We start from the raw sequence: 15,266 nt of genomic DNA on the forward strand, positions 1-15,266 counted from the left end.
CCCGGTCAGCGAGGGCTACCACTGATGGCCTGGATTCGGGCCAGGTCGGCGGCGACGTCGGCCGGGCGGGCGTTGAGGTCGTAGGTGCTGAGCAGGTGCAGCGTGTCGCCGGTGTCGATTTCGAGGAGCTCGCTGCGCAGGCCGGCGCGGGTGCGGGACTCCAGCCGGACGCGCTCGATCTCGTCCCAGCCCAGCCGCCGGTGCCCCGCGAAGCCGGTGACGACAGTGATGCCGGCCGGGTCGGCGGCGAGGCGGACGGGGGCCAGCACGTCGCGCAGCGCGTAGCCTCCGGCGACGAGCGCGGCCACCACGAGCGCGGTCAGGGCCCGACGGTCGTCGGCGAGGAACACGGCCGCCAGCACCAGCACCGCCGTGACCCCGCACTTCAGCGCCGCGAAGCCCGTCGACACCCGCCACCGCAGCTGCGTCGGCAGCTCCGCGGGCACCTCGTCGGGCTCGCGCTCGGAGGCGGCCGAAGGCTCCTCGGAGAAGGCACCACTGCGCATCTGCACACCCCTACGATGACGCGACCCGGCCGCCCCGGACGTGGGAAGCCGCCGATATCGCCCGCAGCATGAAGGAGCGGGCTACCACTACCCGATCGACCCGCACCCGCGTTCGCGGTCGGCGGACCGGTCTCGTGGGCGCCGCGGCGGTCATGCGACCCAGCCGCCGCGGACGAAGTAGGCGGCGAGGACCGCCTGCAGCATGAAGAACAGGGCGATCACGATCCGATCGACCCACTGCCGCGCGCCGATGCGGGCCAGGATCATGAACGCGGGGAAGATCTCGAGGCCGAACCGCGACGCGGAGTACAGCGGATACGGCTGGTGGGACGACGGGAAGCTGATCATGAGCAGCGTCAGCCCGATGCCGATCAGTGGCATCACCCACTGATCGCGCCGGACCTTCCACGGCCCGACGAAGTTCAGCACCAGCAGCGCGATGCACATCAGGGCCGTCGCCAGCTCGAGCAGGTTGTGCACCCAGACGTCGCTGAACCCGTACTTCAGCCCCAGCCCGCTGTGCAGCGACTGAACCCCGCGCCAGACCGGCATCCAGGGCCAGTCCAGGTGCCGGCCCCAGTACTGCTGCGCCTTCAAGAACGCGAACGGCTCCCCGTACGCGTTGAGCGAGAACACCGCCACGCCGGCCACCCCGACCGGCACGAGCAGCACGGCCAGCGCGCTGGTGCGCAGTGTGAACCGGTGTACGCGCACGTACTCCCACACGAACGCCCCGGCCAGCAGCACCCCCGCCGACCGCGTGAACACCGCGAGCCCGCTGAACGCGCCGGCCCACCACCAGTGCTGCCGGCGCAGGCAGTAGACGGCCGCGACCATGAGCCCGATGAACAGCCCCTCGTTGTACGCGGCCGTCAGGAAGAACGCGGTGGGGAACGCCACCAGGTAGAACACCGTGCGCCCGGCCACGACCCGGCCGAACTCGCGCTCGGTGAGCCGGTAGAGCACCACCAGCGCCCCGAACGAGGCCACGTTGGCCACCAGCAGCGCGGCGACCCACGGCTTGCCGAGGCACAGCGGCGTCAGTATCCGGATGAGCATCGGATACATCGGGAAGAACGCCGCCGGCGCCTTCTCCGGCTCGGGGTAGTACCCCCGCTGCGCGATGTCGATGAACCACTTGGAGTCCCACTGCGAAGCCCACTGCGCCGCAATGTACGCCGCTGTCACGTTGGGCCGCTTCTCCCCGATCCACGAGAACGCGGTGACAGCGGCCAGCGCGACCTTGCCGGCCACAAAGATCCAAAACCCGGCGATGAGCGCCCGCCGCCAGGGCCGATCCCCGACCGCCTCGCCGTCGGGCCCCTCGTCCTCGGCCCCGACCCGCTCCGAGCCCGCGACCTTGCGGACGTCCACCGCATCGGGCGCCGCACGGTCGCGCACCCCGGCGATCTGCGTGGAGCCGCTCTCCACCGAGCCACCCGGCGCGGCCGCCGTGCGCACCTCGCCCGCCGCCCGCCCATTCGCCCGCGCCCTCGCGTCAGCGCCGGGCGCGGCGGCCTCGGTGGCGGGCGCAGCGGCGGCGGCGGTGTCGGGCGCGGCGGCGGTCGTTTGGCGGTCGGCCTGCGTGTCGAGGGGTGTGGAGGGGGTCGGCGGGCCGACGGGCGTGGATGGGGCGTCCACGGGTCGCTCGTCGAAGGGCGCGGCGGCTCCCGCCGTCCGGTCGGGCGGCGGGGGCGAGGCGGCCACGGGGGTGGTGGCGGGGCCGGAGTCGTCGGCGTCCATCTGCGGCATCGTAGATGCGGGCATCGCTACGGGCGTAGTCCGCCGCGGATCACCAGGTCGAGCAGGGCGAATACGAACAGGGCGATCCCCACGAAGCCGTTGGCGGTGAAGAAGGCGCGGTTCACGCGGGACAGGTCGGTGGGGCGGACGATCGAGTGCTCGTAGGCGAAGGCGGCGGCGGTCACGGCCAGGCCGATCCACCACAGCCAGCCCAGGTCCACCAGGTAGCCGAACCAGACGAACAGGGCGAACGTGATGACGTGGGCGACGGTCGACGCGCGCAGGGCGAACGGGACGCCGTAGCGGGCCGGGACCGAGTGGACGCCGATCTCGCGGTCGACCTCGGTGTCCTGGCAGGCGTAGATGAGGTCGAAGCCGCCGATCCACAGGCCGACGGCGAGCCCGAGGACCCAGGCCGGGCCGGAGCCGCGCAGGTCGCCGGTGACCGCGAGCCAGGCGCCGACGGGGCCGACCAGCTGGGCGATGCCCAGGATGGCGTGGGGCCAGTTGGTGAAGCGCTTGCCGTACGGGTACACGATCAGGGGCACGACGGCCAGCGGGGCCAGCGCGAGGCAGAGCGGGTTGAGCAGGGCGGCGGCACCGAGGAAGACGACGAGCGCGACAACGGCGCCGGTCCAGGCGGTGCGCACGCTCACGGCGCCGGTCACCAGCTCGCGCTTGGACGTGCGCGGGTTACGGGCGTCGATGCGGCGGTCGATGATCCGGTTGGCGGCCATGGCGAACGTCCGGGCGCCGACCATGGCGATCGTCACCAGCAGCAGGTCGAGCCAGCCGACGTGCGGGTGCTCGCCGCCGGTGGTGGTCATCACGGTCAGGGCGGCCAGGTAGGCGAACGGCAGCGCGAACACCGAGTGCTCGATCGCGACAAGCCGCAGGAACGCCTTGACCCGGCTCGGAGGTGCCTCAGCAAGCGTCATGTCGAAGTCTTCCGCGTCCGGCGGTCGCCCAGGGCGTTGTCATGGAACCCGTACTCTCTCCAGCGCTTGTCGACCCGCGCCACGACCTCGGGCGACATGACCATCTCTTCCGGCCAGCCGCGATGGTAGCCCTCGGCCGGCGTCTTGCGCGTGGCGTCGAGCCCCGCCTTGCCGCCCCAGAACTGCTGGTAGGACGAGTGGTCGAGGTGGTCGACCGGACCCTGGGTGATCAGCAGGTCGTGCGAGTAGTCGACGTTGCCGAACGCCCGGAACGCGACCTCGGCGTAGTCGTGCACGTCACAGTCCTCGTCGACGACCACGATGAGCTTGGCCAGCGAGAGCAGGTGGGCACCCCAGACGGCGCTCATCACCTTCTGCGCGTGCTTGGGGTATCGCTTGCGGATGGACACGATCACGCAGTTGTGGAAGACGCCGGCGGCCGGCAGGTCGTAGTCCACGATGTCCGGGATGAGCAGCTTGAGCAGCGGCAGGAAGATGCGCTCGGTGGCCTTGCCGAGACCGTGGTCCTCCTGGGGCGGCTTCGACGTGATGATCGAGTGGTAGATCGGCTGCTTCCGCGTGGTCATGCACTGCACGTGGAGCACGGGAAAGTCCTCGACGGGCGTGTAGAAACCCGTGTGGTCGCCGAACGGGCCCTCCGGGAGGCGCTCGCCCGGCTCCAGGTAGCCCTCCAGGACGATCTGGGCGTTGGCCGGCACCTGCAGCGGGACCGTCAGGCAGTCGACCATCTCGACGCGCTCGCCGCGCAGGAACCCGGCGAAGAGGTACTCGTCGATGTCGGACGGCAGCGGCGCGCTGGCCGTGTAGCAGACCACCGGGTCGGCCCCGATCGCCACCGCCACCGGCAGCCGCTGCCCGAGCCGCTCCGCGACCGCGTGGTGGGCCGTCGAGTCCTTGTGGATCTGCCAGTGCATGCCGATCGTGTTGTGGCTGTGCTGCTGGAGGCGGTAGAGGCCCAGGTTGCGCTTGCCGGTCTCCGGGTGCCTGGTGTGGGTCAGGCCGAAGTTGTGGTAGATCCCGCCGTCGTCGGGCCAGACCTGCAGGCCGGGGAGCTTGTTGAGGTCGACCTGGTCGTCCTTGTAGACGACCTCCTGGCAGGGCGCGGTCTTGACGTGCTTGGGCGGCACCGACTTGAGCTGCATGAGCTTGCCGATGCCGTCGCGGATGCCGGCCCAGCCGACCGGCAGCTCGGGCTTGAGCAGGCCGCCGATCCGGGCCCCGACCTCGTCGAGGTGCTCGACGCCGAGGGCAATGGCGGTGCGCCGCTCGGTGCCGAAGAGGTTGATGGCGACCGGCATGTCACCGCGGGTCGGCCGGTCGAAGACCAGCGCGGGTCCGCCGGCCCGCACGGTGCGGGTGACGATCTCGCTGATCTCCAGGTGCGGGTCGACCGGAGCGGTGACCCGATGCAGCTCCCCCGCCTTCTGCAGGGCGGCCAGGAACTCGTTGAGGTCTGCATAGGGAAATCCGCGAGCCATACCTGCATCCTGCCAACCGGGTACGACATTTTCTGCAGCGCCCTGGCCGACTGTGACCGCGACCGTCGGCGCGGGCCCCGCGCGCCGGCCTGGCGACGCGCCGCTCCGGCGCACCGATGGCGCGGTGGCGCGCTGTGACCGTGGCAGAGTTGTGGCGTGGATCAGCGCAGGCCGTGGGTCGTGGGAGTTTCCGGTGCGTCGGGCACGCCGTATGCGGCGGCGGTGATCCGGGCGCTGTTCGACGCCGGCGAGGCCGTTGACCTCGTCGTCTCCCGCGCGGCGCGGCTGACGATCCTCGACGAGACAGCAGTGTCCTTCCGCGATGCCCACTGGAAGGACGACCTCGCCGCTTGGATCGGCCGCCCACTGGACGGTGCCGACGTCGCCTACTGGCCGGCCGGTGATCTCGCGGCCGGGCCGAGCAGCGGTTCATACCCGGTGAAGGGCATGCTGGTGGTGCCGGCGAGCACGGCCGCGTGTGCCGGCATCGCCATCGGTCTGTCCAAGGACCTCCTTCAGCGCGCCGCCGAGGTGAACCTCAAGGAGCGCCGCCCGGTCGTGGTCGTGCCACGAGAAACCCCGGTGACCCGCAGTCACCTGGAGCACCTCATCGCACTACACGACGCGGGTGCGGTGATCCTGCCCGCGAGCCCCGGCTTCTATGCCTCCGGTGCCGCGGCCACGGCCGCTCAACTGGTCGATTTCGTCGCCGGCAAAGTGCTTGACGCCGCCGCCGTATCGCACAGCCTGTTCACTCGTTGGTCGGGTGAGCTCGGCCATTCCCACTAGAGGTGTCATCAAGCGCGTCATCTCCTTCGAGCAACGCCCTCACCTCGGATTCCCGGAACCGCCGGTGTCCACCCGGGGTTCGGATGCTGCTGATCCGGCCGGCCGCGGCCCAGCGTGTCACCGTCTTCGGATCGACGCGAAACAAGGCAGCAACTTCACCGGGCGTCAGCAGACGATCTCCCGTCTCCACGGCCCCTCCTTTACCCTGGGTGGCTCGCCGGGCTCGCGCACCCCCATGCGGCGAAGCTGAAAGCGCGAGTCATCCTGGGATGTACGCCCATTACAGCACCGCTCACGTGCCGTGTCCGGGAAACGAGGAAAACGCACTTCTGGGTAATTAGTTGTGTTAAAACCCGGACCGCTAGGCTTGTCTCGATGGACGCGATCGACCGCCAACTCATCGACCTTCTCCGCGACAACGCCCGGCTTCCATATGCCGAGCTCGCCCGGAAGGTCGGCCTGTCCGCCCCGGCCGTGCACGAGCGCGTCGGCAAGCTTGAATCCGCCGGGGTCATCCGCGGCTACCGGGCCGAGATCGAGCCCGAGACCCTCGGCCTTCCGCTGACCGCCGTCATCGGCATCGTGCAGGACAGCAGCGGCGACACCGACGCCGTCCTCGAGGCCCTGAAGGAGCGCCCGGAGATCGAGTCCTGCTACTTCATGGCCGGCGAGGAATCGTTTCTGTGCAAGGCCCGGGTGCGCACCATCGGTGACCTGGAACGGCTCATTGTCGACCTGAACCGGGTGCGCGGCGTGGCCCGGACCCGCACCACCATTGCGCTTTCGACGAAATGGGAAGGGCGAATACAGTCGCTCGGATAGACCGTTCACGCCAGGGTCGCCAAGCCTGAATATTCGGTCACATAACCGTCGTCGGTGATGTCGAGCTCGGCGGAGAAGTTCTCGGAGCGGTACAGAATCCGCTGCCTTGGAAGCACTTCATAACTCTGCGCATAGGGCAGCACGGCGAGGCTCGGGAACAGCACCCAGGCCGCCTCGATGTCGACTTTCGTCCCCGGCTCGGCGCGGTGCAGGCCGAGGCGGCGGATCGGCAGCGTGTTGGTCAGCGGGGAGTTGTAGAGGTCGATGTCGAGGACCGCGTGCAGCCGGTCGGGCTCCTCGATGCCGGACATCGGCGCCGTCGGCAGCACCCGCTCCAGGTCGCCCTGCTCTGCGGTGGTGACCCGCCAGCGTCCGGCGGCCCGCTCCATGCGCAGGGTCCGCCGCCACCCGGCGCCGTCGACCGCCACCTCCAGCCGGGTGCTCGTCCACGACTCGTCGGTCTGCAGTTCATAGCGGCAGGTGTACAGCGCATTGTCGGCGGCGAACGCGACGCCCTTGGCGCGCAGACCCCGCCGGTCGTCGAGTGTGACGAACTCGCCGCCGACGGTGTCGGTCCGCTGCCAGGCGAACGCCCGGGGTAGCACGGTCATCCCCGGACCGTACTCGAACCCGGGCGCTTGTGCGGGGTACGTTACCCAGCGTTATCGATGGCGGGGCGGCCGACGGTCGTTGGCCCGCTTCACGTGCTGGTCGTTGGCCTTCTTGGCGTAGGCCGCGGCCCGGACCGGCACACCGCTCGGCTGCCGGGCCCCGGTGACCTCGGCCAGCGCCGGGTCGCCCGCGCGGACGCGCAGCTCATTGGGTGTGACACCGGCCTTGGCCAGCAGCGCCGCCGCCATCCGCCGCTGCCGGGGCAGCACCAGCGAGACGACCGTGCCGGCGGCCCCGGCGCGCGCGGTGCGGCCGGCCCGGTGCAGGTAGTCCTTCTGGTCGCGCGGGAGGTCGACGTGTACGACGAGCGAGACATCGTCGATGTGGATTCCGCGGGCGGCCACGTCGGTCGCGACGAGCACGTCGACGGTGCCCTCCCGGAACTCGGCAAGCGTGCGGGTGCGCACCCGCTGCGTCTTGCCGCCGTGCAGCGCGCCCGCGCGGACGCCGACCCGCGCGAACTGATCGACGAGCTCGTCGACGGCCAGCTGCGTCTTCACGAACAGGATCGTGCGGCCCTTGCGAGCGGCGATCGACGCGGCAATGGCGAACTTGTCGTGCGGCGGCACCAGCAGCACGTGGTGGTCCATCGACGTGACCGACGCCGTGGCCGGCTCGATCGAGTGCGTGACCGGGTCGACCAGGAACTGCTTGACCAGGGCGTCGACGTCCTTGTCAAGGGTCGCGGAGAACAGCAGCCGCTGCCCCGCCGCGGGCGTCTGGCCCAGAATCTCGGTGACCTCGGGCAGGAAGCCCATGTCGGCCATCTGGTCGGCCTCGTCCAGGACGGTGATCTCGACCGCGTCGAGCCGGCACGCGCCCCGCTTGATCAGGTCACCCAGCCGGCCGGGCGTGGCCACCAGCACATCGACGCCCCGCTCCAAGGACCAGATCTGGCGGTCGTACGGCACTCCGCCCACGGCCGTCTTGGAGTAGAGCCCCAGCGACTTCGCCAGCGGGGTCAACGCGTCGTTGACCTGCATGGCCAGCTCCCGGGTCGGCACCAGGACCAGCGCCTTCGGGGCGTGCGGCTTCGACCGGCCGGAGGCGGCCAGACGGGCCAGCAGCGGCAGCCCGAAGGCCAGCGTCTTGCCTGAACCGGTACGGCCACGCCCGAGCACGTCGCGCCCGGCGAGTGCGTCCGGGACGGTCGCCGACTGGATCGGGAACGGTTCGGTGATGCCCTCGTTCGCCAGGGCCCGGACGAGCTTGCCGGGCAGGCCGAGACCGGCGAAGCCGGGCTCTACGTGTTGGGGCGTTTCGAAGACTGAGGGGTACGTGCTCGGGTCAGCGAGGAGCAAGGGAGCCGGGACCTTCCGATTGGAGAACGGTTAAGAGTATCCGATCGCAAAGGGAAGGTCCCAATCCGTTATTTCGCGCCTGGGATGTTACCGAAAACACTGTCGATGAAGCTGTGCGCGAGCGTGACGGCGAAGTAGCCGCCGACCAGCAGTACCACCACCATCACCGAGATGATGATCATCACCCGGCGAGGGCCGTTCCGGCGAGGCGCCTCGTCGTCGTCATCCGACTCCACGGCGCCCTGACTCAGGATGTGCCCGGTGAGGGACCCGGAGTTCTCGAGCGGACTGCCTCCGTCGGTGGCCGGAAGGGGCGTGGGGGGCACGCCGTCCTTCCCGCCGTACACGGTGCCGACGGAGGGCCGCTCGTTGCGGGCCCACTTTCCGTAGCTGCTCTCAGGCTCGGCCTTGTCCTCGGGTTCGGTGCTCTCCGGGGACTCGGCCGGTTCTTCCTCGGCTAGTTCGCCCTCCTCGGGCGGCGGGTTGGCCGGGGGCTGCTGGTGCTCCGGCCCGTGCTGCGGGGGGTTGCCGCTTGACGGATACACGTTGCCCGGCCCGCGATTCGCCGGCGGGGGGTAACCGGGCGGATTCGGCCAATGCTGCGGTGGTACCTCATGTTCGTCGCTCTCCGTTCCAGGAGCACCCGGCGGCGCGGGCGGCGGCTGCCACGCGGGCGGCTGCCCCCAGCCCTGCGGCGGCTGTGGCGGTGCGGGCGGTGCGGACTGCGGCGCGTTCCAGCCCTGCTGGTATCCGGGCTGCTGCGGCGGCTGCCCGTACTGGGGCGGCTGCCACCCCGGCTGCTGCGGCGCGGGCGGCCCCGACTGCGGCGGGTTCCACCCCGGCTGCTGCGACGCGGGCGGTGCGGACTGCGGTGCGTTCCAGGCCGGCGGCTGCGGCGCGGGCGGTGCGGACTGGGGTGCGTTCCAGGCCGGCGGCTGCGGCGCGGGCGGTGCGGACTGGGGCGCGTTCCAGGCCGGCGGCTGCGGCGCCGGCGGTGCGGACTGCGGTGCGTTCCAGCCCGGCTGCTGCCAGCCCTGGGGCGGCGGCTGCGGGGGACGCCAGCCCGGCTGGCCCGGCTGCGGGGGCTGGCCCGGGTAGCCCGGCTGCCCGGGCGGCGGCTGCCAGCCCTGGACGGGCGGCTGCTGCGGCTGGCCGGGCGGGTTCCAGCCGCCGGGCTGCTGCGGAGGCTGGGGTGGCTGCGGAGGCTGCCAGCCGGGCTGCCCGGGCTGGGGCGGCGGCCCACCCTGCCACGACTGCGGCTGGTTGGGCGGGGGCCCCCAGCTCTGCTGGCCCGGAGGCGGGGCGACGTAGCCGGGCCGGTTCCAGCCCTGCTGCACGTGCGGCGGCGGCCCCGACTGGTCGCCGGGGTTGTCGTTGTGGCCCCACGGGTGCTCCGCGGACGGCGTCGTGTACGACGGCGCCTGGGGCGAGTCGGACCGCGGCTCGTCGGCGGGCTTGTCATCGGCGGGGAGCGGCGGGGGCTCCTCGGCGGCCAGGAACGGCGAGCTCGAGACCGGCGGCGGCGCGGCGCGGTACTGATCACTGCCGCCGAACGGAGCGCCCGGGCTGGAGTCCGGGACACCGTACGCCGGTGCGCCGCCCGAGCCCGGCCCGAACGACGACGCCGGCTGCGAGTCGGGGATGCCGTAGGCCGGAGCCGCCGAGGCGGGCGCGTTGCTGCTGTCGCCGAACGAGGGCCCAGGCTGTGCGCTCGGCACGCCGTATGCGGGTGCTCCGGACGCCGGGGCGTCAGTGCCGCCGAACGACGGGCCGGGCTGTGCGCTCGGGACGCCGTATGCGGGTGCTCCGGACGCCGGGGCGTCGGTGGCGCCGAACGACGGGCCGGGCTGTGCACTTGGAATGCCGTACGCCGGGGGTTCCGGAAGGGGCGGCGGGCCGAAGGTCGGGGGCGCGGGCGGTTCCGGAGGAGTCGGGAGGCCCGGGGCGCCCGGGTAGCCCTGCGCGCCGGGGTAGCCCTGAGCACCCGGGTAGCCCTGGGCACCCGGATATCCCTGCGCGCCCGGGTAGCCGGGTGCGCAGGGGAAGCCGGGTGCGCTCGGAGCGCCGGGGCTGCCCGGGATCGGCGGAGGGGTCGCGTAGCTCGGCGCGCCCGGCTCGCTCGGGAGGGGCGGAGGGGTCGCGTAGCTCGGAGCGCCGGGCTCGCTCGGGAGGGGCGGAGGGGTCGCGTAGCTCGGAGCGCCGGGCTCGCCCGGGAGGGGCGGAGGGGTCGGGTAGCTCGGGGCCTGCGGCTCGTCCGGGGCGCCCGGGGCGTGGAACGGGCCGGGCTGGAACGGGGCCGGGTTCGGGAACGGGGGCTGCGGGAACGGGCCCGGCTGGGGCGTGGGCTCCGGCTGGGGGATGGGGGCCGGCTCGGGCGCGGGTGGGTACGGCGTGGGGATGGGCTCCGGGGTCGGCGCCGGCGGGAACGGGGTGGGCTCCGGCTGCGGGACCGGCTCCGGGCTCGGGAACGGCGACGGGGCCGGGCCGGGGATCGGCTCGGCCGGCTCACCCTCGTCCGGGGCGTCGTGCTGGGGGGCCTCGGTGGCGGCACCGCCGCGGTACACGGTGGGGGTCGCGGACGCGCGGGCGGCCTGGGCGGCCTCCTCCGCGCTCACCGTGTGCAGGCCGGGCACGGACGCGCTGGCCCGAGCCCCGGCCACGGCGGCGCCGGCAACAGCTGCGCCACCCATCGCCGCCCCAGCCGCCGCCGCTCCAGCCGATCCGGCACCGGCGAACGGTGAGCCGAACTCGCCACTGCCGGAACCGGCCGCTGCGGCACCCGACGCTCCAGCTCCGGCGAACGGCGAACCGAACTCGCCGCTACCGCCGCCGCTCCCGGAGTTGGCCGGGCCGGCTTCGGCGAACGGCGAACCGAACTCGCCGCTGCCACTGCCGGAGTTGGCTGCTCCAGCACCCGACGCTCCGGCTTCGGCGAACGGTGAGCCGAACTCGCCGCTGCCGCCGCCGTTGCCGGAGTTGGCCGGGCCGGCGTCGGCGAAGGGGGAGTCGGTGGACGGGCGGTCGGGAGTGCCGAGGCCGTCACTCGCCGGATCGCTGCCGTAGCCGGGGCGGTCGTCGGAGGCGCCGTCGGTGAACGGTGCACCGCCGGGCCGGTCGGCCGATGCGGCGGCCGGCTCCGGAACGGCGGGGACCTGCGGCGGGCGCTGGGCCGCGAACGGGTGGACGGCGGCCGGTGGCTCGCTCGTCGGGCCGAATGCGGGTGCCGGTGCCGGCTCGGCGGGCTGGCCCCAGGAGGAGGGCGCGGCCTGGCCGAATGCGGGGGCCGGGTCGCCGGGCGGGCTGTAGGCGGGTGGCTCGTAAGCCGCTGGTTCGAAAGCCGGCGGTTCGTACGCCGGCGGAGCGCTGCTGGGCTGGCCGGAGACCGGTGCCGGGTCGCTCGGCCGGCCGTAGGACGGCGCCGGTTCGGCGGGCCGGCCCCACGGCGGTGCGGCGTCCCGGGCCGGGGCCGGGTCGCTGAGGGGGTCGTAGGAGGGGGCCGGGTCGCTCGACGGCGGCTGGTCGGCCTGGGCGCCGAAGGGGGAGTACGGCGGGGGCTCCGGCGCGGCCGGCGGCTCCGGTGCCTTCCACGGCTTGGCGAAGGCGTCCCACGAGCTCTCCACCGGGGGCCGTGGGGCGCGCAGGCGGCTCGGCAGTGGCGGGGGCTCGTCGGCCGGCGGCGGGGTGGGGTCGGCGGCGGCGCTCGACGGCTGGTACGCCGGCGGCTCGTCCGAGGCGGCCGGCTGGCTGTAGGGCGACGACTGGAGCGGTGCCGGCGCGTCGAGCTCGGACGGCCGGTAGGGCGCCGGCTCGTCGGATGCGGGCCGGCCGTACGACTGCGGCTGGAACAAGGGCGCGGGGGCGTCCAGCTCGGACGGCCGGTACGGCGCCGGCTCGTCGGCCGCGGCCGGCTGGCCATAGGTCGACGGTGGCGAGTACGGCGCGGGGGCGTCCAGTTCGGAGGGGGTGCTCGCGGCCGGCGCGTCCGAAGTGGACGACGGCCGGTCGATCGGGCCCGAGTCCGGGTCGTCGGCGGCCGAGGAGTACGTGCCCGCCCGGTAGACGCCCGCCTGGTATGTGCCGGCCCCGTGGCTCACCTCGCCGGCGTTCGGCTCGGGGGCGGCGATGCCGGCGACGGTTGCGCGGCCCCGCACCGGAGAGGCCGCGGAGGCCGGAGAGACCGGGTCGTCCGAGTGTGCGGCCGGGGGTGCCGTGACGGGCGCGGCCGCCAGCGAGGACGACGCCGGCGGGAACGGGGACTCCGCCGCGGCCGAGGCCGGGGAGTCCGAGATGTCGGAAGAGTCGAACTCGTGCGCGGGCGGGCCGAAGCCCTCCAGCGGCGCCGGGCTGAAAGGAGCGGCCAGGCCGTCCGAAGGCTCGTCGGCGGCCCGCGGCGGCGCGGGCGGCGGCGGGGTGGGGTCGGTCGGCGGCGGGCCGTAGACGCCGGGGGAGGGGTTGAGGTTCGGGAGCTGGAACGCCGGCGACTCGTCCACCGCCGACGCGATGATCTCGGAGTCGGGCTCCCGCGCGGGCGGGGTGAAGGCCGAGGAGAAAGGCGTGGAGGGCGGGGCCGGCGGCGCCACCGAGGCGACAGGCGACGGCGACGGCGGCGGAGCGGCGTCGGACGTGTCGGCGAACGCGGCCATCATCGCGGCCAGCTCCGGGTCGTCCTCGTCCTGGGCGGAGGAGGGCGCGGCGGCGTCGAAGGGGTTGCCACCCGGCCACAGCGCCCCGTCCACCGGCGTCGGCGGCAGCTCGAACGCCTGGTCCGGCAGCTGCTCGTCGGACGGTTCCGGCGGCAGCTCGGCGCCGACCGGGGGTGGTGGGGGCAGCGGCGGCAGGTCGGCGCCGTCCGCGTCGGTGTCCGGAGCCGAGGCCGGAGCCTGGGCGGCCGACGGTGCGCCGGTGGTGCTCGGCGCGGGTGGCGGATAGCCGTACGACGGGCCGCCGCCTGGCGCCTCGCCGCGTGTGCCGTCCCGCGTGTCCCGATCGTCCATCGCTGCCTCCATGAACCGGTGCCCTCGACAGGCGTCATTGCGTGCCCGACGGGCTCCCCCGTCCGTCAGTCAACGCGTCCACGGTGCCACATCGAGTCACGCAGTGCTGGATCGGAGTCGGTCAGGTTTTGGATCACGGGGCGCAGTGAAGTGGTCACCGAACCGCGGCCCGGCCCGTCATCCGGTCAGCGCCCGATCGATCGCAGAAACCCGAACGAGCCGATCAGTTCCCCGCGGCGCTCGACGAGGTGCTGGCCTTCGTGCTGGCCCCCGACGACGAGGTCTTCACCGCGGCCGGCGCCGACGACGCCGCCTTCGACGCGCTCTTCGACGGCGACGGTGAGGTCGAGGTCACGGGCGGCGTGGAGGCCGACGGTGAGGCGCTCTTCGACGGCGACGGCGAGGTGGAGGTCGAAGGAGACGTCGAGGTCGAGGGTGAGGTCGAGGTGGACGGCGAGGTCGAGGTCGAGGCCGACGGGGAGGTGCTCGTCGGCGGCCTCGTGGTCGTGGTGGTGCCGCCCCCGCCCCCGGGGTTGACGATCGGCGGCAGCGCTGTCGCCCCGCCCGGACCCGGGATGGCGTCGAAGATCCGGGTCGCGCCGAAGAGCCGCGACCAGCGGACCTCGGCGATCTTGACCTTCTGGCCGCTCGTCGGCGCGTTGACCATCTTGCCGCCGCCGATGTAGATGCCCATGTGGTAGATCGTGCGCCAGTCGCTCATGTCGGTGGCGAAGTACACGAGGTCACCGGGCAGGAGCTGGTCGCCGGGGCTGTTGACGCTCGGGCGGATGGCGTGGGTGCCGTGGTACATGTCGGCGGCGACGCGCGGGACCCGGACGCCGACCTTGCCGTAGGCCCAGTAGGCCAGGCCGGAGCAGTCGAACGTGTCGGGGCCCTCGTCGCCCCAGACGTACCAGGAGACGTTGACCTTGCTCAGCGCGTAGTTGAGCGCCTGGATGGCCCGCGGGTCGGCCTTCATCCCGTTGATCGTCGGGTTGTCGGCCAGGTTGGGGCTCAGGGACTGCTCGGCCGCGTCCTGCTCGGCCTCCATCTGCAGGACCAGGGCGTCGTTCTCCCAGCGCAGCTTGACGTAGGCCGCGTTCTGCGTCTGGAACTCGGTGTCGACGGGGGTGTACGCGTCCTGCGCCGACTGCATCGCCTGCTGCGCGGCCTGGAGCTCCTGCCGCGCGGCCGACTCGGCCTGCTGGGCCTTGAGCAGGTCGCGGGCCGCCTCCTCGCCGTTGGGCTGGCCGCCGAAGCCGGGCGCGAGCAGGCCGAAGCCGTGCAGGTCGTTGGCGTAACCGTCGAGCGGGCCGAGGCCCGTCGCGCGCTTGTACGCCTCGGCCGCGGCGTCGTCGGCCTTCTGCTTCTGCTCCTGGACCCGCTGCGTCGCCTCGCCGAGCTTGATCTCGGCGTCGGCTAGGGCGTTGCGGGCGGTGTCGACCTCGGTCGAGGCCTTGTTGCGTTTCTCACCGAGCTGGGCGACGGTCAGCTCGAGCGCTGTCAGCTCGGCCGCCTTGGGCCCGCGCTGGGTGGTGGTCGTGGCCGGCGGGGCGGTCGTCGCGCCGGAGTTCGGCAGTGTCAGCTCGCCCGAGGCGACCGGGCGGGAGCCGGTGTCGGGGATGTCACTGCTCGGGTCGGCGTAGGCGGGCCGGGCGACGAGCGAGCACAGCAGGGTGCACACCACGAGGGCGGTGCCGACCGGCCCGCGCCGCAGACTGATCCGCGGCCGTCGCTGGACGGGAGCCGGAGCCGGCTCCACCGCTGCCACAAAACCCGAGCTCTCGCCCGGGTACGCCGCCCTCAACACCAGGCCGCTCATCGCCACCGTCCCCAGTCGGTTAGCCATGCCAATGGTCGATCGCTGCCGATCGATCAGTCGGTCTGCCGCCCGACCGTGTTTCCTGACACTTTTTCTTACCGCACGAAGGCAAGGTGCGTCGAGGGCTGATCAATGTCACGTTCCTCGTTCGCAGGTGAATGCGGAGGGAACGACGGGGCC

At 73.0% G+C, this 15,266-nt stretch carries 10 protein-coding genes and 1 pseudogene; 2 read left to right on the plus strand and 9 right to left on the minus strand.

Annotation, left to right across the window (positions count from 1 at the left end; all coding sequences use genetic code 11):
- Positions 1-5 precede the first annotated feature (5 nt).
- The 4 genes from Dvina_RS00720 to Dvina_RS00735 all read right to left on the minus strand — a co-directional run bounded on the left by Dvina_RS00720 (position 6) and on the right by Dvina_RS00735 (position 4,686).
- The gene (locus Dvina_RS00720) at positions 6-506 is read right to left on the minus strand and encodes a PH domain-containing protein (RefSeq protein ID WP_223100444.1); all 501 of its coding nucleotides are present in this window, start codon (positions 504-506) and stop codon (positions 6-8) included.
- Between the two features lie 150 nt (positions 507-656).
- The gene (locus tag Dvina_RS00725) at positions 657-2,249 is read right to left on the minus strand and encodes a mannosyltransferase family protein (protein ID WP_223100445.1); all 1,593 of its coding nucleotides are present in this window, start codon (positions 2,247-2,249) and stop codon (positions 657-659) included.
- Positions 2,250-2,275: 26 nt separating this feature from the next.
- Complete coding sequence (gene mqnP / locus Dvina_RS00730) at positions 2,276-3,187, minus strand: menaquinone biosynthesis prenyltransferase MqnP (protein ID WP_223100446.1); 912 nt, start codon at positions 3,185-3,187, stop codon at positions 2,276-2,278.
- Positions 3,184-4,686, minus strand: coding sequence for a menaquinone biosynthesis decarboxylase (locus Dvina_RS00735; RefSeq protein ID WP_223100447.1), 1,503 nt, complete (start codon positions 4,684-4,686; stop codon positions 3,184-3,186). Before Dvina_RS00735 ends, mqnP begins: the two co-directional genes overlap by 4 nt.
- 156 nt (positions 4,687-4,842) lie before the next feature.
- On the opposite strand from Dvina_RS00735, the gene Dvina_RS00740 reads away from it, so the two are divergent.
- Positions 4,843-5,475: a UbiX family flavin prenyltransferase gene (locus tag Dvina_RS00740; protein ID WP_223100448.1), complete on the plus strand. Its 633-nt coding sequence runs from the start codon at positions 4,843-4,845 to the stop codon at positions 5,473-5,475.
- Here Dvina_RS00740 and Dvina_RS00745 read toward each other — a convergent pair.
- Entirely contained in the window at positions 5,438-5,665 is a 228-nt protein-coding gene (locus tag Dvina_RS00745) for a BldC family transcriptional regulator (RefSeq protein ID WP_223100449.1), read from the minus strand. The two genes, Dvina_RS00740 and Dvina_RS00745, sit on opposite strands and share 38 nt — an antisense overlap.
- 185 nt (positions 5,666-5,850) lie before the next feature.
- Here Dvina_RS00745 and Dvina_RS00750 point away from each other — a divergent pair, with 185 nt between their 5' ends.
- Positions 5,851-6,297: an Lrp/AsnC family transcriptional regulator gene (locus tag Dvina_RS00750; protein ID WP_223100450.1), complete on the plus strand. Its 447-nt coding sequence runs from the start codon at positions 5,851-5,853 to the stop codon at positions 6,295-6,297.
- Positions 6,298-6,302: 5 nt separating this feature from the next.
- Here Dvina_RS00750 and Dvina_RS00755 read toward each other — a convergent pair whose 3' ends face one another.
- The 4 genes and pseudogenes from Dvina_RS00755 to Dvina_RS00770 form a co-directional block, all read right to left on the minus strand.
- Complete coding sequence (locus tag Dvina_RS00755) at positions 6,303-6,908, minus strand: putative glycolipid-binding domain-containing protein (protein WP_223100451.1); 606 nt, start codon at positions 6,906-6,908, stop codon at positions 6,303-6,305.
- 54 nt (positions 6,909-6,962) lie between these two features.
- Positions 6,963-8,189: pseudogene (locus Dvina_RS00760) on the minus strand (DEAD/DEAH box helicase); the annotation flags it as partial.
- Positions 8,190-8,338: 149 nt separating this feature from the next.
- Positions 8,339-13,264: a hypothetical protein gene (locus tag Dvina_RS00765; protein WP_223100453.1), complete on the minus strand. Its 4,926-nt coding sequence runs from the start codon at positions 13,262-13,264 to the stop codon at positions 8,339-8,341.
- A gap of 223 nt (positions 13,265-13,487) precedes the next feature.
- Positions 13,488-15,113: a C40 family peptidase gene (locus Dvina_RS00770; RefSeq protein WP_223100454.1), complete on the minus strand. Its 1,626-nt coding sequence runs from the start codon at positions 15,111-15,113 to the stop codon at positions 13,488-13,490.
- Positions 15,114-15,266 lie beyond the last annotated feature (153 nt).

Source organism: Dactylosporangium vinaceum (genome assembly GCF_019904175.1).
Taxonomy (GTDB): domain Bacteria; phylum Actinomycetota; class Actinomycetes; order Mycobacteriales; family Micromonosporaceae; genus Dactylosporangium; species Dactylosporangium vinaceum.

Excerpts from the sequence above, each read along its gene's own strand:
- Dvina_RS00755 (WP_223100451.1), bottom strand. The coding sequence starts at position 6,908 with ATGACCGTGCTACCCCGGGCGTTCGCCTGGCAGCGGACCGACACCGTC.
- Dvina_RS00765 (WP_223100453.1), bottom strand. The coding sequence starts at position 13,264 with ATGGACGATCGGGACACGCGGGACGGCACACGCGGCGAGGCGCCAGGC.
- Dvina_RS00770 (WP_223100454.1), bottom strand. The coding sequence starts at position 15,113 with ATGGCTAACCGACTGGGGACGGTGGCGATGAGCGGCCTGGTGTTGAGG.
- mqnP (WP_223100446.1), bottom strand. The coding sequence starts at position 3,187 with ATGACGCTTGCTGAGGCACCTCCGAGCCGGGTCAAGGCGTTCCTGCGG.
- Dvina_RS00735 (WP_223100447.1), bottom strand. The coding sequence starts at position 4,686 with ATGGCTCGCGGATTTCCCTATGCAGACCTCAACGAGTTCCTGGCCGCC.
- Dvina_RS00725 (WP_223100445.1), bottom strand. The coding sequence starts at position 2,249 with ATGGACGCCGACGACTCCGGCCCCGCCACCACCCCCGTGGCCGCCTCG.
- Dvina_RS00750 (WP_223100450.1), top strand. The coding sequence starts at position 5,851 with ATGGACGCGATCGACCGCCAACTCATCGACCTTCTCCGCGACAACGCC.
- Dvina_RS00720 (WP_223100444.1), bottom strand. The coding sequence starts at position 506 with ATGCGCAGTGGTGCCTTCTCCGAGGAGCCTTCGGCCGCCTCCGAGCGC.